This is a genomic window from Enterococcus sp. DIV1537a (assembly GCF_051712085.1).
Taxonomy (GTDB): domain Bacteria; phylum Bacillota; class Bacilli; order Lactobacillales; family Enterococcaceae; genus Enterococcus; species Enterococcus faecalis.
This window is the reverse complement of the sequence record NZ_JBIOOE010000001.1, coordinates 705,947-729,731: the sequence shown is the minus strand read 5'-3', so window position 1 is coordinate 729,731 and position 23,785 is coordinate 705,947. Positions and strand designations below refer to the sequence as shown.

At 37.5% G+C, this 23,785-nt stretch carries 26 protein-coding genes, 1 pseudogene and 1 other annotated feature; of the genes and pseudogenes, 10 read left to right on the top strand and 17 right to left on the bottom strand.

Annotated elements, in window-relative coordinates:
- Positions 1 to 46 precede the first annotated feature (46 nt).
- From sapS to IGJ41_RS03600, 5 genes and pseudogenes are all read right to left on the bottom strand, one after another.
- The gene (gene sapS, locus IGJ41_RS03620) at positions 47 to 1,072 is read right to left on the bottom strand and encodes a two-component system sensor histidine kinase SapS (RefSeq protein ID WP_438713896.1); all 1,026 of its coding nucleotides are present in this window, start codon (positions 1,070 to 1,072) and stop codon (positions 47 to 49) included.
- A gap of 13 nt (positions 1,073 to 1,085) precedes the next feature.
- Positions 1,086 to 1,760 carry a two-component system response regulator SapR gene (sapR, locus tag IGJ41_RS03615; protein ID WP_002355809.1) on the bottom strand — a complete coding sequence of 225 codons (675 nt, stop codon included), beginning with the start codon at positions 1,758 to 1,760 and terminating at the stop codon, positions 1,086 to 1,088.
- A gap of 88 nt (positions 1,761 to 1,848) precedes the next feature.
- Positions 1,849 to 2,073, bottom strand: coding sequence for a hypothetical protein (locus tag IGJ41_RS03610; protein ID WP_002355808.1), 225 nt, complete (start codon positions 2,071 to 2,073; stop codon positions 1,849 to 1,851).
- 282 nt (positions 2,074 to 2,355) lie between these two features.
- Positions 2,356 to 3,219: pseudogene (locus tag IGJ41_RS03605) on the bottom strand (VOC family protein).
- A 64-nt stretch (positions 3,220 to 3,283) separates the two neighbouring features.
- Positions 3,284 to 4,114, bottom strand: coding sequence for a LysR family transcriptional regulator (locus tag IGJ41_RS03600; protein WP_002358839.1), 831 nt, complete (start codon positions 4,112 to 4,114; stop codon positions 3,284 to 3,286).
- A gap of 112 nt (positions 4,115 to 4,226) precedes the next feature.
- Here IGJ41_RS03600 and IGJ41_RS03595 point away from each other — a divergent pair, with 112 nt between their 5' ends.
- Both IGJ41_RS03595 and IGJ41_RS03590 read left to right on the top strand, forming a co-directional pair.
- A complete protein-coding gene (locus IGJ41_RS03595) occupies positions 4,227 to 5,255 on the top strand; it encodes a YeiH family protein (RefSeq protein ID WP_002355805.1) in 1,029 nt (342 codons plus the stop codon).
- Positions 5,256 to 5,348: 93 nt separating this feature from the next.
- Positions 5,349 to 6,524 (top strand): SulP family inorganic anion transporter, encoded by a 1,176-nt coding sequence (locus tag IGJ41_RS03590; protein WP_438713893.1) that lies wholly within the window; start codon positions 5,349 to 5,351, stop codon positions 6,522 to 6,524.
- 15 nt (positions 6,525 to 6,539) lie between these two features.
- Here the strand turns inward: IGJ41_RS03590 and IGJ41_RS03585 are convergent, their stop codons facing one another.
- The 3 genes from IGJ41_RS03585 to IGJ41_RS03575 all read right to left on the bottom strand — a co-directional run bounded on the left by IGJ41_RS03585 (position 6,540) and on the right by IGJ41_RS03575 (position 7,994).
- Entirely contained in the window at positions 6,540 to 7,055 is a 516-nt protein-coding gene (locus IGJ41_RS03585; protein WP_002394916.1) for a GrpB family protein, read from the bottom strand.
- 17 nt (positions 7,056 to 7,072) lie between these two features.
- Positions 7,073 to 7,567 carry a GNAT family N-acetyltransferase gene (locus IGJ41_RS03580; RefSeq protein WP_002394917.1) on the bottom strand — a complete coding sequence of 165 codons (495 nt, stop codon included), beginning with the start codon at positions 7,565 to 7,567 and terminating at the stop codon, positions 7,073 to 7,075.
- A 67-nt stretch (positions 7,568 to 7,634) separates the two neighbouring features.
- Positions 7,635 to 7,994 (bottom strand): DUF1304 domain-containing protein, encoded by a 360-nt coding sequence (locus IGJ41_RS03575; protein WP_002361363.1) that lies wholly within the window; start codon positions 7,992 to 7,994, stop codon positions 7,635 to 7,637.
- Between the two features lie 67 nt (positions 7,995 to 8,061).
- Here IGJ41_RS03575 and IGJ41_RS03570 point away from each other — a divergent pair, with 67 nt between their 5' ends.
- Positions 8,062 to 8,442, top strand: a complete 381-nt coding sequence (locus tag IGJ41_RS03570) for an MmcQ/YjbR family DNA-binding protein (RefSeq protein WP_002409311.1) — start codon at positions 8,062 to 8,064, stop codon at positions 8,440 to 8,442.
- Positions 8,443 to 8,488: 46 nt separating this feature from the next.
- On the opposite strand, the gene rplT is transcribed toward IGJ41_RS03570, so the two are convergent.
- The 8 genes from rplT to opp1B form a co-directional block, all read right to left on the bottom strand.
- Complete coding sequence (gene rplT / locus IGJ41_RS03565) at positions 8,489 to 8,848, bottom strand: 50S ribosomal protein L20 (protein ID WP_002355799.1); 360 nt, start codon at positions 8,846 to 8,848, stop codon at positions 8,489 to 8,491.
- Between the two features lie 60 nt (positions 8,849 to 8,908).
- Positions 8,909 to 9,109, bottom strand: coding sequence for a 50S ribosomal protein L35 (rpmI, locus tag IGJ41_RS03560; protein WP_002355798.1), 201 nt, complete (start codon positions 9,107 to 9,109; stop codon positions 8,909 to 8,911).
- Between the two features lie 113 nt (positions 9,110 to 9,222).
- Positions 9,223 to 9,744, bottom strand: a complete 522-nt coding sequence (infC, locus tag IGJ41_RS03555) for a translation initiation factor IF-3 (RefSeq protein ID WP_002355797.1) — start codon at positions 9,742 to 9,744, stop codon at positions 9,223 to 9,225.
- Between the two features lie 54 nt (positions 9,745 to 9,798).
- Positions 9,799 to 9,930 (bottom strand) — a sequence feature (ribosomal protein L20 leader region).
- 212 nt (positions 9,931 to 10,142) lie between these two features.
- Positions 10,143 to 11,213: an RNA-guided endonuclease TnpB family protein gene (locus tag IGJ41_RS03550; RefSeq protein WP_002413564.1), complete on the bottom strand. Its 1,071-nt coding sequence runs from the start codon at positions 11,211 to 11,213 to the stop codon at positions 10,143 to 10,145.
- Positions 11,214 to 11,253: 40 nt separating this feature from the next.
- Entirely contained in the window at positions 11,254 to 12,210 is a 957-nt protein-coding gene (opp1F, locus tag IGJ41_RS03545) for an oligopeptide ABC transporter ATP-binding protein Opp1F (RefSeq protein ID WP_002355795.1), read from the bottom strand.
- Positions 12,210 to 13,268, bottom strand: coding sequence for an oligopeptide ABC transporter ATP-binding protein Opp1D (gene opp1D, locus IGJ41_RS03540; RefSeq protein ID WP_002355794.1), 1,059 nt, complete (start codon positions 13,266 to 13,268; stop codon positions 12,210 to 12,212). Before opp1D ends, opp1F begins: the two co-directional genes overlap by 1 nt.
- Positions 13,269 to 13,277: 9 nt before the next feature.
- Positions 13,278 to 14,330, bottom strand: a complete 1,053-nt coding sequence (gene opp1C, locus IGJ41_RS03535; RefSeq protein ID WP_002355787.1) for an oligopeptide ABC transporter permease Opp1C — start codon at positions 14,328 to 14,330, stop codon at positions 13,278 to 13,280.
- Entirely contained in the window at positions 14,330 to 15,271 is a 942-nt protein-coding gene (opp1B, locus tag IGJ41_RS03530; protein WP_002381304.1) for an oligopeptide ABC transporter permease Opp1B, read from the bottom strand. Before opp1B ends, opp1C begins: the two co-directional genes overlap by 1 nt.
- A gap of 90 nt (positions 15,272 to 15,361) precedes the next feature.
- Between opp1B and IGJ41_RS03525 the strand changes: the two genes are divergently transcribed.
- Entirely contained in the window at positions 15,362 to 15,712 is a 351-nt protein-coding gene (locus IGJ41_RS03525) for a DUF3899 domain-containing protein (protein ID WP_002355784.1), read from the top strand.
- A gap of 78 nt (positions 15,713 to 15,790) precedes the next feature.
- Here the strand turns inward: IGJ41_RS03525 and opp1A are convergent, their stop codons facing one another.
- Complete coding sequence (gene opp1A, locus IGJ41_RS03520; RefSeq protein WP_002402970.1) at positions 15,791 to 17,461, bottom strand: oligopeptide ABC transporter substrate-binding protein Opp1A; 1,671 nt, start codon at positions 17,459 to 17,461, stop codon at positions 15,791 to 15,793.
- Positions 17,462 to 17,704: 243 nt separating this feature from the next.
- Between opp1A and IGJ41_RS03515 the strand changes: the two genes are divergently transcribed.
- The 6 genes from IGJ41_RS03515 to fni all read left to right on the top strand — a co-directional run bounded on the left by IGJ41_RS03515 (position 17,705) and on the right by fni (position 23,755).
- Positions 17,705 to 18,778 (top strand): FUSC family protein, encoded by a 1,074-nt coding sequence (locus IGJ41_RS03515; RefSeq protein ID WP_438713889.1) that lies wholly within the window; start codon positions 17,705 to 17,707, stop codon positions 18,776 to 18,778.
- Entirely contained in the window at positions 18,775 to 19,410 is a 636-nt protein-coding gene (locus tag IGJ41_RS03510; RefSeq protein WP_002355781.1) for a pentapeptide repeat-containing protein, read from the top strand. Before IGJ41_RS03515 ends, IGJ41_RS03510 begins: the two co-directional genes overlap by 4 nt.
- A gap of 269 nt (positions 19,411 to 19,679) precedes the next feature.
- Positions 19,680 to 20,624, top strand: coding sequence for a mevalonate kinase (gene mvk / locus IGJ41_RS03505; RefSeq protein WP_002383342.1), 945 nt, complete (start codon positions 19,680 to 19,682; stop codon positions 20,622 to 20,624).
- Entirely contained in the window at positions 20,624 to 21,619 is a 996-nt protein-coding gene (gene mvaD / locus IGJ41_RS03500; RefSeq protein WP_002355778.1) for a diphosphomevalonate decarboxylase, read from the top strand. The genes mvk and mvaD overlap by 1 nt, the downstream gene beginning before the upstream one ends.
- A 2-nt stretch (positions 21,620 to 21,621) precedes the next feature.
- On the top strand, positions 21,622 to 22,728 hold the full coding sequence (locus tag IGJ41_RS03495; RefSeq protein WP_002355777.1) for a phosphomevalonate kinase: 1,107 nt from the start codon (positions 21,622 to 21,624) through the stop codon (positions 22,726 to 22,728).
- Positions 22,712 to 23,755 (top strand): type 2 isopentenyl-diphosphate Delta-isomerase, encoded by a 1,044-nt coding sequence (gene fni / locus IGJ41_RS03490; protein WP_002403711.1) that lies wholly within the window; start codon positions 22,712 to 22,714, stop codon positions 23,753 to 23,755. The genes IGJ41_RS03495 and fni overlap by 17 nt, the downstream gene beginning before the upstream one ends.
- Positions 23,756 to 23,785 lie beyond the last annotated feature (30 nt).

The following is a 23,785-nucleotide window of genomic DNA, read 5'->3' as shown; positions in this document are numbered from 1 at the left end:
TAAAAAAAGGCCTATCACCTCTTTAGTTTGCTGATAGACCTACTTTTTATTTCACTTCATTATAATAACTGAGGGAAGGGAAAAACAATGTCATCGTCGTACCTTGCCCTTCTGTCGATTCGACTGTTAAATCATGACCTAACTTTTTCGCTAAGCTATGGGCCAAATACAGGCCAAGACCAGTCGAATGCTGTTCACTTTTCCGCCCGTTTTCACCAGTAAATCCTTTATCGAAAATGCGTCGTTGATCTTGTGTCGGAATGCCAATCCCAGAATCTTTTAAAGATAAATAAATACCTTGTTTATTTTTGGAAATTAGGACCGTAATCGTGCCGCCTTCTGGCGTATACTTGACTGCATTACTTAATAATTGGCGGAAAATAAAAATGACCCATTTTCGGTCGGTTAAAACCGCTTCATCTTCCCCTTCAATTGAGAATTGCAATCTTTTTTGGATAAAATAATTTGCTTGCGTACGAACAACAGATTGCACAATTTCTTTTAAAGAATATTCTTGGAGTAAATAATCTCGAGAAAAGCTGTCCAGTCTAGCATAATATAGGACTTGCTCGACATATTCATCAATTTTACCTAACTCATTTTCCAATAGATAATATTTTTTCTCTGGAATATCATCTTCGACAGATTGTACCAGTAACGTGATAGCCGCTAGGGGGACTTTGATTTCATGAACCCAAGAGTCAATGTAATCTTTTTGGTCCTGTTGGTTGTTAATTGCTTGCTGCATGGTTTGTTGGTGCTCTTGCAATAAACCGTTAATATACGTTTGGACAAGTAGTTCTTCTTCTTTTTCTGCTGTATTCAAATATTCTTGTAAAGAAGGCGGCTCTTTTTCCATTGCCAACGAAAGCCACCACTTACGTTTTAAATAATAATCAATTGTTAAAAATAGCGATAAAAAAACACTTTGCAGTAAAAAGATATAGCCAACCACTGTCCAATCTAAGCGGACATTAGGAGCCAACCATAAAATAAAACAAGTTAAGAACAGAAAAAATAACCAACCAATTAGTAATAACCAGCGATCTTTTAAATACTTTAGAATGGTCATTGTCTACTCCTATCTAGGGCACCATATAACCGACGCCCACTTTGGTTTCAATATAGCCAGCAATCCCTGCTTGCTCAATTTTTTTTCGTAAACGATTGATATTTACCGTCAACGTATTGTCATCCACAAAACGTTCATCGTCCCATAAAGCGCGCAATAGTTTTTCACGTGTTAAAATTTTTCCGTGCTTTTTCATTAAAAGATACAGTAATCGGTATTCATTTTTACTTAAATCGATCATTTCGCCTTTGATTTCCATTCGTCCATTGTCCACATTTAAAGTAATGCCATTATGTGAAAGCACTTCACTATCCGTATCGGAATAGTTATAAGAGCGGCGCAACAAAGCATTGATTTTAGCAATTAAAACATCTATCTGGAACGGTTTTGTAACAAAATCATCCGCGCCCATGTTCATCGCCATAATCATATCCATATTGGTACTACGACTCGAAATAAAAATAATTGGTACTTTAGAAACTTCACGAATTTTTTGACACCAATAGTACCCATCGTACACAGGTAAATTAATATCCATCAAGACTAATTGGGGATTCTCCTCTTGAAAATCATCCAATACATCATTAAAATCGGTTGTTCCAATCGTTTCAAATTGCCATTTTTGTAATTCCTCGCTAATTAATTCTCGAATGGTTGTTTCATCTTCGACAATCATGATTTTAGCCATGCAATCCCACCTCTTTTATTTCTAAATTTTCATCTTTCTTATCCTAACAAACTTCATTCTTTTTGGATATAGGACTTTATGATGATTTTTACACTATTTCAAAAATAGGCGCTAATAATTCCCATTCTGATAACATGATGAATTTGCCAACGAAAGCAAAAATACCATCTAATAATAACACAGACATATTAATTCCTAATACAATAGAAGCTTTTTCGACAATTGGCATGGACTTTTTATTTTTCAAAATAAGATATAAAACAAAGTTCGTTCCATAAGTAAAAACTGTTAACAACACAATTAACTCAATCATTTTACCACTTCCTATTTTGGACTTTTCATTTTTCCTTCAATAATTTACTACTCTTAATTATAGCATAATCTTATAAAAAAATCGGCAGAGTCCTAACCATTAAGTAAACAACAAAATAGAAGTAGCCTCTTTGGAACTCGCAAGAATCGAGCCTTTTTTAAGAGTTGAAGGTCTTGATCCTTAAAAGACAAGTCCTTCAACTCTAGTATGTTCCATGCATAGGAATTGATACCAACGTACCAAAGTGTAGTCGATCAGACAACCTCAGTTTTTCTAATGATTCTATTTGTCATACACTTCTTTTAACTGGTTTAAATCTATTTTTTTCATTTGGTACAATTTTTTGGTCACTTCATTTGCTCTAGCTGGATTTGAGTCAGATAAATAGCTTTTCAGTTCAGGATTGCCTGTTTGCCAACTGATCCCAAATTGATCTTCCATCCAGCCACACGTCCATTCTTTCCCTTTAGCAGTCACTTGTTGCCATAGCCGATCTATTTCCTCCTGATTTTCACAATCAATATAAATGGAGAAAGCCATGGTAAAATCAAAGTCATGTTTATCTCGTGCATCCATTACTCGAAACGGTTGCTCCTGTAATGTGAAAAGTGCTTGCGCAATGTTCCTATCTTCATATTCAACTTTTTCAATTATTTCGCCTGGACCGAAAATCGCCAACCATTCTGATAGAGCTTTGGCTGCTTCGCCATATTTTTCATTAGCAAACATAAAGGTTGGTACAATTGTTTGTTCTTTTCCTGAAAAAGACACTTGCCAAGAGACACCAAATTTGTCCACTACCCAACCATATAAAGGACTAAAAGGATATTCCCCAAAAGGCATCAATATCTGTCCATCTGTTGTTAAATTTTTCCACAACGTTTCTGTTTGTGATAATGTTTTACATTCAACAAAAAATGAACTAGCTGGCGTAAAGGAAAATTCTGGTCCGCCATTTAAACCAATGATTGTTTGGTTCGCCAAGGTAAATTCAACGGTCATTAATGATGTTCCTTGAGGTTAGTGCGCCTCATTAACGTAGTTCGTTTTACTTAGAATTGCACCTTTTTCAAAGATTGTTGTATAGAAGTTAGCAGCTTCTTCCGCTTGTGTGTCAAACCATAAACAAGGTGAAAATTTAGGCATTGTGGTTCCCTCCTTCGTTTTCTTTAGTGTAGTCAAAGATTGATAAATAAACAAAGAGAACGTTTTAGTATTTATTCATTTCCGTCTGATAGAATCGATAAATTGCTTGTTTTACTTCTTGAAGCAAGGAGGATTTTAAATGTCCTCGTGTCAAAAAATAAAAGGAACGCCAATACTTTTCACCTAACGTTTGGAAAGGAATTTTTTCAGTAATCGCCTTTCTTGAAAGCAACGATTGCCCCATGCCCAATTCCAACATTTTAACAATCATTTCATTATTTTTAACCGTCATGAGTGTTGGGCTTTGATTACTTTCTTCTAAATACTGTTGGGTATAATGAAAGACCCCAGAATCCTTTTCACGTACCAACCAATTCTGATTGGCAGGGTCCCCAGCTAAAACCAATTGATCCTGAATAATTTCTTCACGAGAGGCGCCTTTTGTAATTAATGGTTTTTCGATAAAGCCAAAATCAACTTGATGTTTTTCAACTTTTTCCACTACTTCTTCTGAATTGTTCATTTCTAAAACAAAATTGATTGTTGCATACTGTGTCTGTAAATGCTGCATCAGTTGCGGCAAATAATAAACTGCAAAAGTATTAGACGCAGCAATTCGGCAAGTTTCTTTAGGTAATCTCGCCTGATGAAGAGCTGTTAATGTTTCTTGCCAATCATCAGCTAAATTTAGCAAACGATTATACAAGACTTCCGCTTGCCTAGTAGGAACTACATCTTGTCGACCATTTCTTAAAAACAATGAACAGCCTAATTCTTCTTCTAATTGTTTGATTTGATTAGAAACGGCTGGTTGTGAGATATATAAGCAGGTAGCTGCTTTGGAAAAGTTCATTTGCTCATACACAATTTGAAAAGTCTTTAATAATTTAAACATAAGTATCCTTTCGATAACTTTCTATTATAAATATTATTTTAACTATTTATTTCTCAAATGTAAAAAATTTCGTTATACTGGAAGTAATGAACAAGAAAGAGAGATTTTTTCAATGAAAAATTCAGAAAATGATTATATCCAATCTTTATTCCAAATTCTTCCCGGCTTGCTAACAGCTTTCCTTGTCGCCTGCCTTAGCAAGTTTCTTGCCATCTGGTTACCTAGCTTAGGCGCCGCAACGATAGCTATTTTACTAGGAATCTTTTTGGGAAATACCTTTGTTCGCGGTGCCAATTTAAATCGCGGAACCAAAGTAGCCGAAAGTAAATTACTAGAATTTTCTGTTGTTTTATTGGGAACCACCGTGACCTTTCAAACGATTGCCCAAATTGGCTTACAAGGTGTCGCATTTATTCTCATTCAAATGTCGCTGACCATTATTTTTGCCTATTTGATCGGTAAAAAACTGGCTTTTTCTGATAATATGTCTTTATTGATGGCTGGTGGTAATGCCGTTTGTGGATCTTCTGCCATTGCTTCGATTGCTCCAGCAATTCAAGCAGATGAGGAAGAAAAAGGCCAAATCATTACTTTAGTAAACTTATTAGGAACCGTTTTAATGTTGACCTTACCCATTTTAAGTGGGATTCTCTATGGTACCAATTTGTTGGCTCGTAGCGCACTAATCGGAGGAACTTTACAATCAGTTGGTCAGGTTGTCGCCAGTGCCAATATGGTCAATGAGAACGCAGTTCAACTAGCGATGCTCTTTAAAATTATGCGGATTGTCCTACTCGTAGCAGTTGTCTATTTATTTGGACGTTTCAAGCAAAGTAAGACGGCAGAATCAGAAGCTGAGTTGGTAGAAGTCACCAAAAAAAGCAGCGCCCTACCTTGGTATGTAGTTGGCTTTTTCATTGCCTGTGTCTTTAATAGTTTGATTCATTTCCCCGTCGTGATCAGTGAGACTGCTCATTTCTTTAGTTCTTGGTTTGAAATTACTGCCTTGGCAGCAATCGGGTTACGACTCGATTTTAAAAAGTTTTTCCAAGAAGGCAAACGTTTCTTAATCTATGGTTTATCAGTAGGAACTGTTCAAGTCGTCCTAGCCATTTTGTTGTTGGCACTGCTACAGTTCTAATAAAAAAGTTTGACGTTAACACGTCAAACTTTTTTATTTCAGCTTATTCATGCTATTATGAATAAGGTTTTATTAACTTAAAGGAGTTTTTCGATGTTATTTAGTATTAAAAAAAGCGAATGGTTAGGTAATGAACGAAATGATCTATTTGCGGGTCTCGTTTCTTCTGTCGCCATTTTACCAGAAGTAATCGGGTTTGCGATTATTGCTGGTGTTCACCCGCTTTCTGCAGTGTTTGCTTCAGCAGTTACTTTACTTGTGATTACTTTTACGGGCGGCCGTCCGGCAATGGTCACGGCGTCTGCTGGTTCAATGGCCTTAGTCCTTGCAGGCTTAATTCAAGCACACGGTTTGTCATACATGCTTGCTGCGACTATTTTAACAGGCTTTCTGCAATTTATTTTAGGTTATTTAGGTATCCACAAATTGATGCGCTTTATTCCCAAGACAGTGATGTACGGATTCGTCAATGCGTTAGCTATTTTAATTTTCATGGCGCAAGTACAACAATTGCCTCATCAAACACTGTGGTCCTACGGCATGATTATCTGTAGTATCTTACTTATTTATCTATTACCTAAGTTTATTACAATTGTGCCTCCTGCTTTAATTGTTATTTTATTCATGACTATCCTGTCCTATTTTTTAAAAGGTCATTTGCAAACGGTAGGTGATCTTGGTGAAATGAGTCAGTTTCATCCAGCGATCCGTTGGCCTAATGTACCCGTCAACTTAGAAACGTTGTGGATTATTTTACCTAGCTCTGTTGCCTTAGCAATGGTCGGGTTAATTGAATCTTTATTGACGATCCCCATTGTGGACAAAATGACAGCGAGCCAAAGTGATAGCCAACGAGAAGTTAAGGCGCAAGGACTCGCTAATATAATTACCGGCTTTTTTGGTGGCCAAGCTGGCTGTGCGATGATCGGGCAAGCGGTCATTAATGTTAAATCTGGAGGACGAAAACGGCTTTCTACTTTGATTTCAGGTATTACCCTCCTTCTATTCATTTTTGTTTTTAAATCCGTGATGGTAGCCATTCCTACAGCTGCATTGATTGGGATCATGATGACAGTGGCAGTCGACACCTTTGATTGGGAAAGTTTGCAGCTTTTCCGAACTTTTGAAATTACTGAAATTGTTATTTTACTCGTGACAGTGGGTGTGATCGTCTATACGCATAATTTAGCGATTGGAATTATTCTAGGTGTTCTTTTAAGTGGTCTTCTTTATCATTTTTTCAAAAAAGAACCAAAAAAAAGTTGCTAGCTTTAGCAACTTTTTTTATTTTTCCCAATATTTCTTCAACGCTTCTTTTTCTATTTTCTTAATGAACGCATCTTTGCCATCCATATATTTATCAATGCTATCGGGGTGTGCTTGGGCCAATTGCTTTTTTAATGTACCATAGGTTGTAGCAATTGACGGATTTTCTCGTAAATAATTTCGAAAAGCAAGATGGCGCAAAATTTCTTGCGTATTGTCAAACTGATAAATATGCACATGATGTGTTCTTTTTATCGGGCCTTTTCGTAAATAACGACGTCCTGATAGCCCAAATTCCCCCATATATTCATAACCGATTCTTTCAAATTCCCCTTGTAACAGGTCTACTTTTTCAATTTCTTCAACAATGACCAAAAAATCAATAATTGGTTTGGCTGCTAAATTAGGCACAGAGGTACTACCGATATGTTCAACTTTAAGACAATTTTCCTTTAGAATCTGTTTCAACGCTTGGGCTTCTTCTTCAAACTGTTCCACCCAGGCTGGTTGGTATTCTGTAACGATTACTCGCATGGTTTCTCCCTTCTTTTCTATATCCGTTTCATATGTAAAATAGGAAACGGATTTCCTTGAGGATCTTCCTTTGATTCACCAATTACTTGAAATCCTTGAGATTGATAGAACTTCACTGCCCCTTCATTTTGTTTATTAGCATCAACAAAGACAATTGATTCTTGCTCTATTAACTTTTGGATAATTTCTCCACCATAGCCTTTACGAAAATAGACTGGGTCAATAAATAACATTTCCAACGTTTGTTGATTTGTTCCACTAAAGCCCACACATTTCTGTTCTTCATTTAACCACATACTTAATTGAACTTGTTGAAAATAATCAGGTAAAACCACTTCGATTTTATCAATATCTGCCTGACTCAAAAACAAATGGGTAGCTTCTACTGAAGAACGCCATAGAGAAATTAATTGAGGATAATCAGTTTTTTTTACTTCTTTTTGGTTCAGCATTTTTAATTCCTCCCTATCTAATAAACAAAGTATACCACATTTTGTCTCTCTCAATTCCATAAAAAATAGTCAAATCAACCGTGTTTTTTCTGTCGATTTGACTGTCTCTCTCTATTAACTCTGATGGCTAAACAAGTAAACTAATCAAAGCCACGATAGCTAAACCGCCTTGTGTTAAAATGATTTTTTTATCACTAGTTAAGCTACCGTACGCCGCCACTAAAATAATATAAATCAATAAAAATTTTGTCATCTCCATCGTTGCTTGCGCAAAATAGACACTATAAATAAGTCCTGCACCGATTAGTCCATTATAGATTCCTTGATTTTTAAACAATGTAGTGACTGATTTTCTTTGTAACTCTTGCCTATCCATTTTAAAAACACGGCTTGTTGTCTCAGATGTTGGTACAATCGTTTCTAAATACATAATGTAGAAAAATTCTACAGCCACCAAGGTTACTAAAATTGTTGAAATTAATGTCATCTGCTCCCTCCTCCCATTCCTTTGAACGAAGTAATTTTATGTAATTTTTGCTATGATGTAAATAGATATGCCTAGCCTTAACGAAAGGAAGAAACCTATGACTTTTCAAGAAACTATTAGCGCCTATATCCAAGAACGTTATCAGATAACGCCCGATTTTCCTTTTAAAAAACACCCAGACTATCTCGTCTTTCGTCATCCTAGAAATGCGAAATGGTTTGCTTTAATTATGCCACTGGATGCACAACTGCTCGGCGCTACCGAGAATAAGCAGCTCACTATTTTAACCGTTAAACTTGCGCCTGAATTGATTGCCTTATTAAAGAACCAACCTGGCTATTTTCCTGCCTATCATATGAATAAAGAGCATTGGTTAAGTCTTTCTGAAGAAATTCCGCTCTCACAAATTTTTTCATTTATAGATGAAAGTTACCAACGGAGTTATTAAAAAAAACACCCTACTCAAGGAGTAGGGTGTGAAAGATTATTTAAGCTTATTTGCTTAAAGCGTCTTTTGCTTGTTCAGCTAACGCTGTAAATGCTGCTGCATCGTTAACGGCTAAGTCAGCTAACATTTTGCGGTTGATATCAATCTCTGCCAATTTCAAACCGTGCATTAATTTAGAATAGCTCAAGCCATTCATGCGAGCTGCCGCGTTGATACGTGCAATCCATAATTTACGGAAGTCACGTTTCTTTTGACGACGGTCTCTGAATGCATAGTAATAAGAGTTCATTACTTGTTCTTTTGCTGATTTAAATAAAGTATGTTTTGATCCGTAGTAGCCTTTCGCTAACTTAAGGACTTTTTTACGACGTTTACGGGTTACTGTTCCACCTTTAACACGTGCCATGTTGAATTCCTCCTAATATCTTGTTTCTCTTGACGGTAATCTAAAAGTCACCGAGTTGTTTTATTTCATTCTTGCTAATTGTTGGCGGATACGTTTGTAATCGCCTTTTGCAACCATGCTTGCTTTACGCAATTGACGGCGTTGTTTTTTAGTTTTACCGTGGAAACGGTGAGATGTAAAGGCACGGCCACGTTTTAAGCCGCCTCCACCAGTACGTTTTACACGTTTTGCTAATCCGCGGTGTGTTTTTTGTTTTGGCATGACTAATTTTCCTCCTCAAAATCTTTGCTTCAAGTGAAAGACTCTAACAGTCACAACTGTCGAATATCCTTCTTGTAGAAATTACCAAAAGTCCGAATGCTCGGTCTCTTCGTTTACTTGTCGTTTTTCGGTGCCAGCGTTAGAAACATGCTGCGTCCGTCCATTTTCGCTTTTTGTTCCACTGTGGCGATGTCCGCAGTTTCTTCAGCTAAGCGATCAAGAACTTTCTGACCAATCTCTTTATGGGTAATGGCACGGCCTTTGAAACGGATAGAAGCTTTCACTTTGTCTCCTTTTTCTAAGAACTTACGCGCATTACGAAGTTTTGTATTGAAGTCATTTACGTCAATTGTTGGACTTAAACGAACTTCTTTGACGTTGATCACTTTTTGTTTCTTGCGAGCTTCACGCTCTTTCTTTTGTTGTTCGAAACGGAATTTTCCATAATCCATAATTCGCGCAACTGGTGGTTTCGCTCCTGGCGCTACAAGTACTAAATCCAAGTTTGCAGATTCAGCGATTTGTAATGCTTCTGCTTTGGTTTTTACACCTAATTGTTCACCATCTTGTCCGATCAAACGTAACTCGCGTGCACGAATGCCGTCGTTAACCATCATATCCTTTGCTATGGTCATTCACCTCCAAAATTTTTAAGAGAAAATCCTAACGGAAGTCTGCTTTGTTTGCTAAATGCAATAAAAAAACAGGTTCCTATCCAGAACCCGCCAACAGTCTGCCTTACTTAAAAAAATAAGGAATACTTTATCTAGCCCAGCGATATACTCAACTAAGGCGAGAAGCGGGTGCTTCTGCTTTCATTTCTCAACTTCACTAGTTTACCTTAGTTTATCCTAGTTGTCAATATATTTCCTCAAAAAAAACGAATCTAGCATTAGATTCGTTTGAACTCGTATTTTGATTATTAATAATTAGTGGACTGTCCCAATATGACTTCCTAGAAACAAATGGTTCAACACATGGTGTGCATTTTCTATCCCCTAGGCGATCCCTGTAGTCCCTACAGTTCTTCTATTTATAAGGTTTCTCGTTTAGACAAGCCACGTTCTAAGATTTTTTGGCTTCTAAGATACTCTGAATTTTCTGTACTTTCAGAAAAAGACAACTCTGTTTCGATCTCCTCTGACTCAATACAAATGAGTTCTTTGCCATACCATTGTGCTTTATACAACAGTTTAGCTAAAAATAAAGACCAAGCCAGTTCCGAACGATCATGTTTTGGCGGCCGCTCATTACTGTGATGGGCTTTTTCAATACAAATAACATCGTAACTTGAAACCAATTCCGTTGTAATTTTGTTTAAAATATCCGTTCGTTGGTTGGCTATTTTTTCGCGAATTTTTGCGACTTTTATTTTTTGTTTTTGATAATTTTTTGCTTGCGAAAGATCGACACCTTTTTCTAAAGCAATCATTTTACGCTTGTTTAATTTTCGTTCTTCTTGACGTAGTTTTTGCTTTAAATGCTTTGAACAATAGCTTTTTTCGAAGCTTTCACCATTCGAAAGCAGCGCAAATTTTTCCCTACTGCTACAAATTCCCACCATTTTTTGTTGCTTTGTTTTCGTTTCAACCGGCGCTTCACACAAAATGGAAACATAATAATTGTGACTCGCACTCATAGAAATAGTTACAGATTTTATCTCCCCCAGTGGTTGGCGGTGTACCTTCATTTTAATTAAAGATTTCAATTTAGGTACTTTCAAATAACGATTATCCAAAATTTTGACCGTGCCATGTTGATTATTCGTAGTGTAGGAATGCACCGTTTCTTTCTTTTTCTTTTTTGGAAAGCCCATCCCTTTTTCCCGATAAAAATTTTTAAAGGCTCGATCCAAATAAACTTGTGCATTTGCCAAGGCTAAACTATCAACTTCTCTGAGGACAGGGTATTGTTTCTTATATTTAGCTGGCGTTGGCATTTTAAACGTTTGTTGAGGATTTTTTCGCATCTCTTTGTAGATATCAATCCGGTCTTGTAACATTAAATTATACACCAAGCGAACACAAGAAAATGTTTTTTGAATAAACTCTTCTTGTTTTGAGGTTGGATAAAGTCTGTATTTATAAGCTTTCAGAGCCTTCATCTCATAACCACCCTACCAAGATAGTTAGAAAAGAAGCTGGTTATAAACCAGCTTTTCTTTTCTTCTCTTCAATTTTTTCACGGTACATTGCAACTTCGTCTTCAGCACAATAAACATAGTGTCCATTGAGAATTTCACGGAGCTCACGATCTTTCCCATCTGCCGCTGCAGGCTGGTAAACGATCCGTTTACGTGTGCGTTCATAGTCTGGATCTGGTAATGGAATCGCAGAAAGTAAACTTTCTGTATAAGGATGAACGCCGAAATTATAGACATCATCACTTGTGCCCATTTCCAATAATTTCCCACTGTGCATTACGCCAATTCGGTCACTGATATGTTTTACCATCGATAAGTCATGTGCGATAAACAAGTAAGTTAAGCCTTGTTCTTTTTGTAAATCTTGTAATAAGTTTACTACTTGGGCTTGAATCGACACATCCAAAGCCGAAATTGGCTCATCACAGATAATGAAACGTGGATTAACCGCTAAAGCACGGGCAATCCCGATCCGTTGACGTTGCCCACCAGAAAACTCATGAGGATAACGCGTACTGTGACTTGGATTTAAGCCCACCGTTTTTAAAAGTTCATTGACTTTTTCTTCCCGCTCTTTTGGTGTTTTAGCTAATCCATTGACATCGATTCCTTCAGCAATAATATCATTGACTTTCATTCTTGGATTCAATGAAGCATATGGATCTTGGAAGATCATTTGAACATCGCGGCGGAATGCTTGCATGTCCGCTTTTGATTTAATTTTGCTAATGTCTTTTCCATCGAAAAGAATTTCACCAGCAGTTGGATCATATAAACGAATGACACTGCGACCAGTTGTTGATTTTCCACTTCCTGATTCGCCAACTAATCCAAAGGTTTCGCCTTCATAAATATGAAAACTAATGTCATCAATGGCTTTTACTTCGTCTTTACGACCAACATTGAAATACTGTTTCAAACCAGTGACTTCTAATAGGACTTTTTTCTCTTCTGCCATTAATTACTACCTCCTGGATTTTTTTGACGCTCTGCATAAATTGCCCAACGACGAACAATCTCTGCTGGAGGCGTAACTTTTGGTGCTTGTGGTGCTAATAACCACGTTGCTGCTTTGTGTGTCGGTGATACTTCAAAATAAGGTGGTTCTTTTTCTGTATCAATTTTTAAAGCAAACTCATTCCGTGGATAGAAAGCATCTCCAGTTGGTGGATCTAATAAATCTGGAGGTGAACCTGGAATCGCATAAAGTTTGTCTTCTGTTCCTTCCATCGTTGGCATTGACCCTAAAAGTCCCCAAGTATATGGATGTTGTGGATTATAGAAAATTTCTTCTGCTGTTCCCACTTCAACCAGACGTCCACCGTACATGACAGCGACACGATCAGCCACGTTTGCTACTACCCCTAAATCATGGGTAATGAAAATAATCGAAGTGCTAATTTTTTCTTGTAAGTCTTTTAATAACTCTAAAATTTGTGCTTGGATGGTTACATCCAACGCTGTAGTTGGTTCATCTGCAATTAGAACTTCTGGATAACAAATTAAAGCAATTGCAATGACAATCCGTTGACGTTGCCCACCAGAAAATTGGTGCGGATAGTTTTTCAAACGTTTTTCAGCATTAGGAATGCCGACTAATTTTAGTAATTCTAATGCTTGCGCTAAGCCTTCTTTTTTTGAGACTTTATTATGTTTGATTAATGATTCCGCCACTTGTTTGCCAATTGGCATCGTTGGGTCTAATGAAGTCATCGGATCTTGGAAAATCATTGCGATTTCTTTACCACGAATGGCTTGCATTTGTTTTTCTGTTTTATGAACAATATCTTGCCCTTTAAACAAAATTTCCCCGTTATCAATATTGGCATTACTGCTCAACAAACGCATAATACTGCGAGTTGTAACAGATTTACCACTCCCTGATTCACCTACGATGGCTAACGTTTCACCTTTATAAAGATCAAAACTCACACCACGAATGGCGTTGACTTTACCTGCAAATGTATCAAAGGAGATTCTTAAGTCTTTAACTTCTAATACTTTTTCCATAGTCATTCACCACTCTTACTCTTTCATCTTAGGATCAAATGCGTCACGTAAACCATCAGCTAACAAGTTGAAACAAATCATGATAACTGAAAGTGTTGCCGCTGGAATCCACATTAAATATGGAAGGAAACGGAAAGTTTTGTATCCTTCGTTTAACAAGGTTCCTAAAGATGCGGTTGGTGGACGTAAGCCTAACCCAATAAAACTTAGGAACGCTTCAAAGAAAATTGCCGATGGGATACTGAACATCATTTGGACAATAATGACACTTGAGATATTCGGTAAAATATGTTTAATAGCAATTTTCCAACGAGATTCGCCCAATGTTTCTGCTGCCATGACAAACTCTTGGTCTTTTAGTTTCATGGTCTGGGCTCGCACAATCCTGGCCATTGATATCCAGTTTGTAATAACCATGGCTAAAACAATCGAAACAATCCCTGGATCAAAGACTGTTAGCATCAAGATCATAACAACTAAGTTAGGAATACCAGAAAGAACTTCCAAAATACGTTGCATTACTGTATCGACACGACCGCCGACTAACCCGGAAATCAGTCCATACGTTACCCCAATCGTAATATCTAGAATTGCCGCGATAAACGCAATTAATAAGGAAATACGTGTTCCCATAAATAAACGACTTAGGACATCACGACCTAAACCATCTGTTCCTAGATAAAAGTTTACGTTATCTGGAACGTTTGCTTGTGCATATTTATCAACTAATTGACCAGCAACTGTTGTTTTACCATTTAAACCATTCACGCTTTCCAAGCCAGGAATTCGTGGTGGTAAGTTAATGTAAGAAACATTTTGTTTCGTTGGGTTATGTGGTGAAACCCAAATGGTAATAATAGAGATAAAGATAATAACTGCTAAGAAACTCATTGAGATAACTGCAGCTTTATTCTTTTTCAAACGACGCCATGAGTCTTGTAAGAAACTTAAAGACGGTGTGGCAATACGCTCTCTTTCTTTTAGAGTTGAAGTGTTTAGAGGCTGAAACTCATCTGCCGGAATATCTTTAATCGCTTGTGGTAGATTATTTTTATTGACTGTTTCCATTAGCCTTTTGCACCTCCTGATACGCGAATTCTTGGATCAATTAAACCATAAAGTAAGTCAACAATCAGAATTACAACAACTAACATTGTTGAATACAAAATAGTTACTGCCATAATTGTTGGATAGTCGTTTGTCATAATTGATTTTACAAACTGTTCCCCAATTCCAGGGATGGCAAAAATATTTTCTACTACTAAAGAACCTGTCATTAAACCAACGGCTAAAGGTCCTAATAAGGTAATCAATGGAATTAAACTGTTTCTTAACCCGTGGCGGAATGCAACTTGCCAGCGACTCAAGCCTTTTGCTTTGGCTAATTCGACATAATCACTATGCAAGACCTCTACCATCTCGGTTCGAATAAACCTAGCCGAATCGGCCATTGGACTCATTGCCAAGGCAATAGTTGGTAAAATTGTGTAGGCAAAACCATTCCACATAGCAATTGGTAAGATTCTTAATTTCATTGCAAAAATGTATTGTAATAATACCGCGAAAACAAAGTTTGGAATAGAACGACCTAAAATGGCTAACAATGTTGCCAACGTATCTACCCAAGTATTTTGACGCATCGCTGCGATAATCCCCAATAAAATACCGACTAACGTACCAAAGATAATCGCTTGTCCTCCCAGTTGAAGGGATGGCCCAATTCGACCAGCTAATAACTTAGCAACAGGTTGGTTTTTAAATTGGAATGAAATACCAAAGTCTCCCGTTACCAGGTTCTTTAAGTAAATTCCGTATTGAACAATCACTGGTTTATCTAAGCCAGATTGTTTATTCAACATAGCGATTGTTTCTGGACTAAGTTTTTCTTGGTTGGTATAAGGCGTACCTGGTAATAATTGCATTAAGAAAAACGTAATCGTTGCGATTAACCACAAAGTGATAATCATGAAAAAGATCCGTTTAAGAAAATATTTTCCAAAACTATTCAATAATGACACCTCCGAGATTTTTTTGACTTCCTCAGTTATTTTCGTTAAAGTAATGACTAGATAGACCACAATAATAGATAGGGTGAACACATGAAAACTTTTAAATGGCCAATTATTACAGCCGTTATTTCCAGTATCGGCATTTTTCTTTACTTATTAATAAGTAAAGAACCTATCACTACCTCCTCATTATCAGATACCTTCTTTATCGTTTCGCTTTTCTTTTTAATTATCGGCATTGCTTTATGGATTATGTCCTCTGGCTTTTTCGATAACTTTCAGCGCTCAATGAAAAACGCGTTTCGTTTTAAAAAGAAAAATGAACCGAAAGAGTTTATCCCGCTTTCAGTCATTGGCGATGCACATCGCTCTTTCTGGCTAAAAACTGGGGGCATCTTACTGATTCTGTCTTTAGGCTTTCTACTATTTTACTTGGTCTAAGACAAGATAGCAAGAGGACCGTTGCCTTTTATTCCATGGCAAAGGTCCTTTTTTGTTTGCTATCGATCTTTTGTCAGGTTATTCTGAAATGTATGCCCATTTGTAGTCATACGTTGCGCCAGCAGGATGAACTGCGACATCTTTGACTTTTTCAGCACGTAAATGCGCTTCTGATTTTTGGAATAATGGTACCACACCCATGTCTCCCATAATCGTTTTCTCTGCATTTAACATATCATCCCAACGTTTTTCAGGATCTGTCGCATCTGCGCTACTTGCTGCTTTCACTAACTTGTCAAACTCTGGATTGTTATAACGTCCACGGTTATATGAGTTATCTGAAGCAAATAAGTCTAAGAAACTACTTGGATCAGCATAGTCAGCACTCCAACCACCGATTACTGCATCAAAGTCGCCTTTGTTTGAACGATCTAAACGAACAGAGAATGGAACCGGACTAACCGTTACCTTCACACCATCTAAAGCATCTTGAATTGACCCTTGAACAAATTCAACTGTTTTCTTAGAAGAATCTGCATCTGAAGAAAGAATATCCATTGTTAAGGTTGAAATCCCCAATTCTTTTTTCGCTTTTTCCCAGTATTCTTTAGCTTTTTTCGTATCATATTCAATTTGACTACCTGCTTCTTTAGCAAAGTCTTTGCCGCCACTTGGGTCTTTTGCCATATCTGCTGGTACTAAACCGTTCGGTTCGATAGAACCATCCCCTAAGATTGATTCAACTAACGCTTTACGGTCGATTGAGTAAGAAATTGCTTTACGTAAGTTCGCATTTCTAAATGGTGATTTTTCATCACGTTGATTTAGTTCCATATATTGTGTTGATGCTTCTTTTTGACTAACAAAAGCTGGGTCATTGGCCATTTGTTGGGCTAGTTCACCAGAAAGAACGACATCGTCTGTTTGTCCATCTTGGAACAAGTTCAACGCGGTTGGTGATTCTTTCACGACATTCACATCTACTGAGTCCAGTTTCACTGTGTCTTTATCCCAATATTGATCGTTTTTCTTGAATGACCATTTTGTATCTGTACCAGGACCATCAAAACCATCTAAGACGAATGGACCATTGTAGACAGCACTTTCGCTGTTTGATGCATAATTTTTACCATATTTTTCCACAATATCTTGACGTTGTGGGAAGAATGATGGGAAAGCTAATAAGTAATCAAAGTATGGTGTTGCTTTTTCTAAAGTGATTTCTAATTCTGTATCACTGACTGCTTTAATTCCTAATTCTGATTTATCTTTTTCCCCTTTAGCAATGGCATCACCATTTTTTACAGAGGCATACAGATAAGCATATTCAGAAGCTGTCGCTGGATCAACTGTTCGTTGCCATCCGTAAACATAGTCATTAGCAGTCACTGGTTTACCGTCTGACCATTTTGCATCTTTATTTAATTTAATTTTGTATGTTAGTCCATCTTCAGAAACTTCTGCTTTTTCCGCTGCACCTGCAGGTTGGACTTTGTTATCTTTGTCTAAACGATAAATTCCTTCATATACATTATTTAATGCAATAAAACTAATTCTGTCTGTTGCTAGTGATAAATCAGCTGTTGGCATTTCTTGTTGTTCTGTGACACGTAAAACTTGTTCGCCACTTGCCTTACCGCCACCAGACGCACTTGAGCTATCTGACGTTCCGCCGCCTCCACAAGCCGCTAAAGTTGTTACGCTAAATAATGTAATCACACCGAATGTTAATGACTTTTTCAATTTCATAGTGTTGCCTCCTAAAATAATACAATCTGTATTTTCTGAAAAATCAGAATTTAATAATTATTTATTGCTATGGAATATATCTTACATTTTTCATATTAAAATTGCAAGTCAAAATGTTAACTTTTTTTAATTTTTCTTCTCTTCCTATCAGAAACCACTCTTTTTCTTCCTGTCTTTTATTGCAATTCTTTTGTCAGTTTTCTAAACATTATGGTAAATTAGGAAGTAAAGGAGTGACAAAATATGAAAAATTCTACGTTTTTAAAGGATTTGTTTGCTATTGATAAAGCAAATGACGAATTATTTCGGTTAGTTGGTGTCGCAATTTGTATGGCAATTCCATTATTAATTGGTTATTTTTCCAATAATTTACTCATTGGGACCTTTGGCTCGATGGGCATTTATACGTTTATTTATTATCAGCCGCTTCCTTTGCCTCAATTATTGCGCAGACTGAATATTGTTGGCTTTTTTATTGTTCTGGGCAACAGCTTAGGAATGCTAAGTCACCATGTACCTTGGTTGATTCCTATTACAATTGCCATCGTCGCTTTTTTTGCACGCTTACTTTTTAGATTGTATGGCATTGAGAAGCCTGGTGCTTTGTTAGTTATCATGTCAACCGCAATGGGAACAAGCAACAATTTTCCTTTACATAAGATTCCCATCATGGCCAGTTTTGTTCTTTTAGGAGTAGTGACCGGCATTATCATGGGCATTGTGCTTCATTTCATCGACAAGCGCCCCTACGTTTTTCAAAAACGGATGTCTCTTCAAGAACGACTTTATATTGATCCCGCTTCTTTATTAGATGCTTTGCATTATGCGGCCATTTTATTTTTAGCGGCTTATTTAAGTCAATCGCTTCATTTAGTCAACGCTTATTGGATGACGTTTACTTGCGCAGCCATTTTACAAGGGGAAAATTTACATTCTGTGATGCAGCGAAATGTTCAACGGATTCTAGGTACGAGTCTTGGTTTGTTGCTTTCTGCAATTTTATTAATGATTCCCTTTACACCTTTACAAACAATCGGTATCATTAGTATTCTATATGCAGCTTTTGAAGGATTCATTAACAGAAACTATGCGATTGCCAGCTTTTTTATTACCCCGATGTCCTTATTATTATCAAATCTTGCACGACAGCAAGTCATTAGTAATCTTTTAAACTATCGATTAGTCGGGATTGTGTTAGGTAGTTTACTTGGTTTTGCCGGCGCTTATGTTTTCACAACTGCGCTACGTTTCTATAATCGGGCCTACTCAATTGATGAAACCTTTGAAAATCAACAAGAAGAAAGAGGCATTTTATGAAAATAACTTATCCCTTGCCACCAAATCTACCAGAACAACTTCCTCTATTAACGAACTGTCAATTAGAAGATGAGGCAATCTTAGAAAATCATTTGTATCAGCAGATTGATTTACCGAATCAAGAAGTTCGTAACTTAGTCTTTCGGGATGCTGTTTTCGATCATCTTTCATTAGCAAATGGCCAGTTTGCTTCTTTTGATTGTAGTAATGTGCGTTTTGAAGCTTGCGATTTTTCTAACGTCGAATGGCTGTCTGGCAGTTTTCATCGAGTGACTTTCCTTCGTTGCAATTTGACAGGAACGAATTTTGCAGATAGCTATTTAAAAGATTGTCTGTTTGAGGATTGCAAAGCCGATTATGCTTCTTTTCGTTTTGCAAATTTTAATCTTGTTCACTTTAATCAGACTCGTTTAGTCGAAAGTGAATTTTTCGAGGTCACCTGGAAGAAACTCCTTCTAGAAGCTTGCGATTTAACCGAAAGTAATTGGCTAAATACTTCTTTAAAAGGATTGGATTTTTCCCAAAACACCTTTGAACGCTTGACTTTCTCACCAAACTATTTATCAGGTCTTAAAGTCACCCCTGAACAAGCCATTTATTTGGCAAGTGCCCTTGGTTTGGTGATTACCTAAGAAAATTTTAAAAAAATAGCCGAATAACTGGTTCTGTCGGTTCTTTCTTATTAAATTGTTATTAATTTTTTGGAAAAACCAACGGAACCATTTTACTTGTGCCTTATTTTTAGGTAAACTATCTTAGGTTAAGCAATCTCTTTTTTTGGAACAAGAGAAACTTTTGGAATCATTTCCTATAAATCATGAAGAGATTATGACAAACGTTCTTCTAATCCAAGAACGTCTTTTGTCCTATACTCGATTCTACTCAAAAGGAATGTCAGTGAATGAATATAAAAAAACAAGGCCTCGGTCAAGCGACGGGAAAAATCATTTTAATGGGGGAACACGCCGTTGTTTACGGCGAACCAGCAATCGCCTTTCCTTTTCAAGCGACAGAAATCACAGCCGTCTTTACCCCGGCAAAAACTATGCAGATTGATTGTGCATATTTTACAGGATTGCTTGAAGACGTGCCCCAAGAGCTAGCAAATATCAAGGAAGTTGTTCAGCAAACCTTACATTTTTTAAAGGAAGATACAGTTAAAGGCACTTTGACCTTAACAAGTACGATTCCCGCTGAACGAGGAATGGGTTCAAGCGCAGCAACCGCTGTGGCCATCGTTCGAAGCCTTTTTGATTATTTTGATTACGCTTATACATATCAAGAATTGTTTGAGCTTGTTTCTTTAAGTGAGAAAATTGCTCATGGCAATCCTAGTGGTATCGATGCCGCAGCAACAAGCGGCGCTGATCCATTATTTTTTACTAGAGGATTTCCGCCCACACATTTCTCGATGAATTTATCTAATGCCTACTTAGTAGTAGCTGATACGGGAATTAAAGGTCAAACACGTGAAGCCGTGAAAGACATTGCGCAGCTAGCTCAAAATAATCCCACCGCAATCGCTGAAACAATGAAACAATTAGGTTCTTTTACTAAAGAAGCAAAGCAAGCGATTTTACAAGATGATAAACAAAAATTAGGTCAGCTAATGACGTTAGCGCAAGAGCAACTCCAGCAATTATCCGTCAGCAACGATATGCTGGATCGACTAGTGGCTCTCTCTTTAGAACATGGCGCTCTAGGAGCAAAATTAACCGGCGGCGGTCGCGGTGGCTGTATGATTGCCTTAACAGATAATAAAAAGACCGCACAAACCATTGCACAGACTTTAGAAGAAAATGGAGCTGTTGCTACATGGATTCAATCATTAGAGGTGAAAAAGTAATGCTTTCAGGAAAAGCACGAGCGCATACAAATATTGCTCTGATTAAATATTGGGGAAAAGCCAATGAAGAATACATTTTACCAATGAATAGTAGTTTATCATTAACATTAGATGCCTTTTACACAGAAACAACTGTGACATTTGATGCCCATTATTCAGAAGATGTATTTATTTTAGATGGTATCTTGCAAAACGAAAAACAAACAAAAAAAGTCAAAGAATTTTTGAACCTTGTTCGTCAACAAGCCGATTGTACTTGGTTTGCAAAAGTGGAAAGTCAAAATTTTGTGCCTACTGCAGCTGGTTTGGCTTCTTCAGCGAGTGGTCTAGCTGCTTTAGCAGGGGCCTGTAACGTAGCCTTAGGATTAAATCTTTCAGCAAAAGACTTATCACGTTTAGCGCGACGTGGTTCAGGTTCTGCTTGTCGTAGTATTTTTGGTGGTTTTGCTCAATGGAACAAAGGCCACTCTGATGAAACGTCGTTTGCTGAAAATATTCCAGCCAATAATTGGGAAAACGAATTGGCCATGCTCTTTATCTTAATTAATGATGGCGAAAAAGATGTTTCCAGCCGTGATGGAATGAAACGAACAGTAGAAACTTCTAGCTTTTATCAAGGTTGGTTGGACAATGTGGAAAAAGATTTATCCCAAGTTCATGAAGCAATTAAAACAAAAGACTTCCCTCGTTTAGGAGAAATCATTGAAGCCAATGGGTTAAGGATGCATGGAACCACCTTAGGCGCTGTCCCTCCATTTACTTACTGGTCCCCAGGCAGTTTACAAGCGATGGCTTTAGTTCGCCAAGCACGGGCCAAAGGAATTCCTTGTTACTTTACAATGGATGCAGGTCCGAATGTCAAGGTCTTAGTCGAAAAGAAAAACTTAGAAGCATTAAAAACATTTTTAAGTGAACATTTTTCAAAAGAGCAGTTAGTCCCAGCTTTTGCTGGTCCCGGAATTGAATTGTTTGAAACGAAAGGAATGGATAAATAAGCATGATTGAAGTTACTACGCCAGGAAAGTTATTTATTGCAGGAGAATATGCCGTTGTTGAACCTGGCCACCCTGCCATTATCGTTGCTGTGGATCAATTCGTAACTGTAACTGTCGAAGAAACAACAGATGAAGGCAGTATTCAATCTGCACAATACAGCTCTTTACCTATTCGTTGGACACGCCGAAATGGTGAGCTTGTATTAGATATTCGCGAAAATCCTTTTCATTATGTTTTAGCGGCGATTCATCTAACTGAAAAATATGCGCAAGAGCAAAACAAAGAATTGTCATTTTATCATTTAAAAGTGACGAGTGAATTAGATAGTTCAAATGGACGAAAATACGGTCTTGGTTCAAGCGGTGCAGTAACCGTTGGAACTGTCAAAGCCTTGAATATTTTTTATGATTTAGGTTTGGAAAATGAGGAAATTTTCAAATTATCAGCATTAGCTCACTTAGCCGTTCAAGGAAATGGTTCTTGTGGAGATATCGCTGCCAGCTGTTACGGGGGTTGGATTGCCTTTTCAACCTTCGATCATGATTGGGTCAATCAAAAAGTAGCCACTGAAACATTAACTGATTTGTTAGCAATGGACTGGCCTGAATTAATGATTTTTCCGTTAAAAGTACCGAAACAACTACGTTTACTAATTGGCTGGACAGGTAGCCCTGCGTCCACTTCAGACTTAGTTGATCGAGTCCATCAATCAAAAGAAGAAAAACAAGCGGCTTATGAGCAGTTCTTAATGAAAAGTCGGCTTTGTGTCGAAACAATGATTAATGGCTTTAACACAGGAAAAATTTCTGTTATTCAAAAACAAATTACTAAAAATCGCCAATTGCTCGCCGAATTATCTTCACTGACTGGTGTGGTAATCGAAACAGAAGCCTTGAAAAATCTTTGTGATTTGGCTGAATCTTATACAGGAGCTGCGAAATCTTCTGGCGCTGGCGGGGGCGATTGTGGGATTGTAATTTTCCGCCAAAAATCCGGGATTTTACCATTAATGACTGCTTGGGAAAAAGACGGAATTACCCCACTGCCACTTCACGTCTATACCTATGGTCAAAAGGAGTGTAAGGAGAAGCATGAATCGAAAAGATGAACATCTATCATTAGCTAAAGCGTTCCACAAAGAAAAAAGTAATGACTTTGATCGTGTGCGTTTTGTTCACCAATCGTTTGCTGAATCCGCTGTTAACGAAGTGGATATTTCCACTTCGTTTCTTTCTTTTCAGCTTCCCCAACCTTTTTATGTCAATGCAATGACAGGTGGTAGTCAGCGTGCAAAAGAAATTAATCAGCAATTAGGCATTATTGCCAAAGAAACTGGCCTTTTAGTTGCGACAGGATCTGTCTCGGCAGCGTTAAAAGATGCTAGTTTAGCGGATACGTATCAAATTATGCGAAAAGAAAACCCAGATGGACTCATTTTTGCCAATATTGGTGCAGGTTTGGGTGTGGAAGAAGCAAAGCGAGCGCTTGATTTATTTCAAGCGAATGCCTTACAAATCCATGTAAATGTGCCCCAAGAATTGGTCATGCCTGAAGGAGATCGTGATTTCACTAATTGGCTAACCAAGATTGAAGCTATCGTACAGGCCGTTGAAGTGCCTGTCATTGTCAAAGAGGTTGGCTTTGGCATGAGCCAAGAAACCTTAGAAAAACTCACCTCTATCGGCGTTCAAGCAGTGGATGTGAGCGGCCAAGGCGGAACGAGTTTTACACAAATTGAAAATGCCCGGCGGAAAAAACGCGAACTTTCTTTCTTAGATGATTGGGGGCAATCAACGGTTATCTCTCTTCTGGAATCACAAAATTGGCAAAAGAAACTAACTATTCTTGGCTCTGGCGGTGTGCGTAACTCTCTTGATATTGTCAAAGGACTCGCTTTAGGTGCCAAAAGCATGGGAGTTGCTGGGACTATCTTAGCTTCCCTTATGAGTAAAAATGGTTTAGAAAATACCTTAGCCCTTGTACAGCAATGGCAAGAAGAAGTGAAAATGCTTTATACTCTTTTAGGAAAAAAAACGACAGAAGAATTGACGAGTACCGCACTTATCCTCGATCCAGTTTTAGTTAATTGGTGTCATAACCGTGGTATCGACAGCACTGTTTTCGCAAAACGTTAAAGAGACCAGAACATTAATGTTCTGGTCTCT

Coding starts and splice junctions, on each gene's coding strand:
- sapS (WP_438713896.1), bottom strand. CDS start 1,072: ATGACCATTCTAAAGTATTTAAAAGATCGCTGGTTATTACTAATTGGT.
- sapR (WP_002355809.1), bottom strand. CDS start 1,760: ATGGCTAAAATCATGATTGTCGAAGATGAAACAACCATTCGAGAATTA.
- IGJ41_RS03610 (WP_002355808.1), bottom strand. CDS start 2,073: ATGATTGAGTTAATTGTGTTGTTAACAGTTTTTACTTATGGAACGAAC.
- IGJ41_RS03600 (WP_002358839.1), bottom strand. CDS start 4,114: ATGTTTAAATTATTAAAGACTTTTCAAATTGTGTATGAGCAAATGAAC.
- IGJ41_RS03595 (WP_002355805.1), top strand. CDS start 4,227: ATGAAAAATTCAGAAAATGATTATATCCAATCTTTATTCCAAATTCTT.
- IGJ41_RS03590 (WP_438713893.1), top strand. CDS start 5,349: ATGTTATTTAGTATTAAAAAAAGCGAATGGTTAGGTAATGAACGAAAT.
- IGJ41_RS03585 (WP_002394916.1), bottom strand. CDS start 7,055: ATGCGAGTAATCGTTACAGAATACCAACCAGCCTGGGTGGAACAGTTT.
- IGJ41_RS03580 (WP_002394917.1), bottom strand. CDS start 7,567: ATGGAATTGAGAGAGACAAAATGTGGTATACTTTGTTTATTAGATAGG.
- IGJ41_RS03575 (WP_002361363.1), bottom strand. CDS start 7,994: ATGACATTAATTTCAACAATTTTAGTAACCTTGGTGGCTGTAGAATTT.
- IGJ41_RS03570 (WP_002409311.1), top strand. CDS start 8,062: ATGCCTAGCCTTAACGAAAGGAAGAAACCTATGACTTTTCAAGAAACT.
- rplT (WP_002355799.1), bottom strand. CDS start 8,848: ATGGCACGTGTTAAAGGTGGAACAGTAACCCGTAAACGTCGTAAAAAA.
- rpmI (WP_002355798.1), bottom strand. CDS start 9,109: ATGCCAAAACAAAAAACACACCGCGGATTAGCAAAACGTGTAAAACGT.
- infC (WP_002355797.1), bottom strand. CDS start 9,744: ATGACCATAGCAAAGGATATGATGGTTAACGACGGCATTCGTGCACGC.
- IGJ41_RS03550 (WP_002413564.1), bottom strand. CDS start 11,213: ATGAAGGCTCTGAAAGCTTATAAATACAGACTTTATCCAACCTCAAAA.
- opp1F (WP_002355795.1), bottom strand. CDS start 12,210: ATGGCAGAAGAGAAAAAAGTCCTATTAGAAGTCACTGGTTTGAAACAG.
- opp1D (WP_002355794.1), bottom strand. CDS start 13,268: ATGACTATGGAAAAAGTATTAGAAGTTAAAGACTTAAGAATCTCCTTT.
- opp1C (WP_002355787.1), bottom strand. CDS start 14,330: ATGGAAACAGTCAATAAAAATAATCTACCACAAGCGATTAAAGATATT.
- IGJ41_RS03525 (WP_002355784.1), top strand. CDS start 15,362: ATGAAAACTTTTAAATGGCCAATTATTACAGCCGTTATTTCCAGTATC.
- opp1A (WP_002402970.1), bottom strand. CDS start 17,461: ATGAAATTGAAAAAGTCATTAACATTCGGTGTGATTACATTATTTAGC.
- IGJ41_RS03515 (WP_438713889.1), top strand. CDS start 17,705: ATGAAAAATTCTACGTTTTTAAAGGATTTGTTTGCTATTGATAAAGCA.
- IGJ41_RS03510 (WP_002355781.1), top strand. CDS start 18,775: ATGAAAATAACTTATCCCTTGCCACCAAATCTACCAGAACAACTTCCT.
- mvk (WP_002383342.1), top strand. CDS start 19,680: ATGAATATAAAAAAACAAGGCCTCGGTCAAGCGACGGGAAAAATCATT.
- mvaD (WP_002355778.1), top strand. CDS start 20,624: ATGCTTTCAGGAAAAGCACGAGCGCATACAAATATTGCTCTGATTAAA.
- IGJ41_RS03495 (WP_002355777.1), top strand. CDS start 21,622: ATGATTGAAGTTACTACGCCAGGAAAGTTATTTATTGCAGGAGAATAT.
- fni (WP_002403711.1), top strand. CDS start 22,712: ATGAATCGAAAAGATGAACATCTATCATTAGCTAAAGCGTTCCACAAA.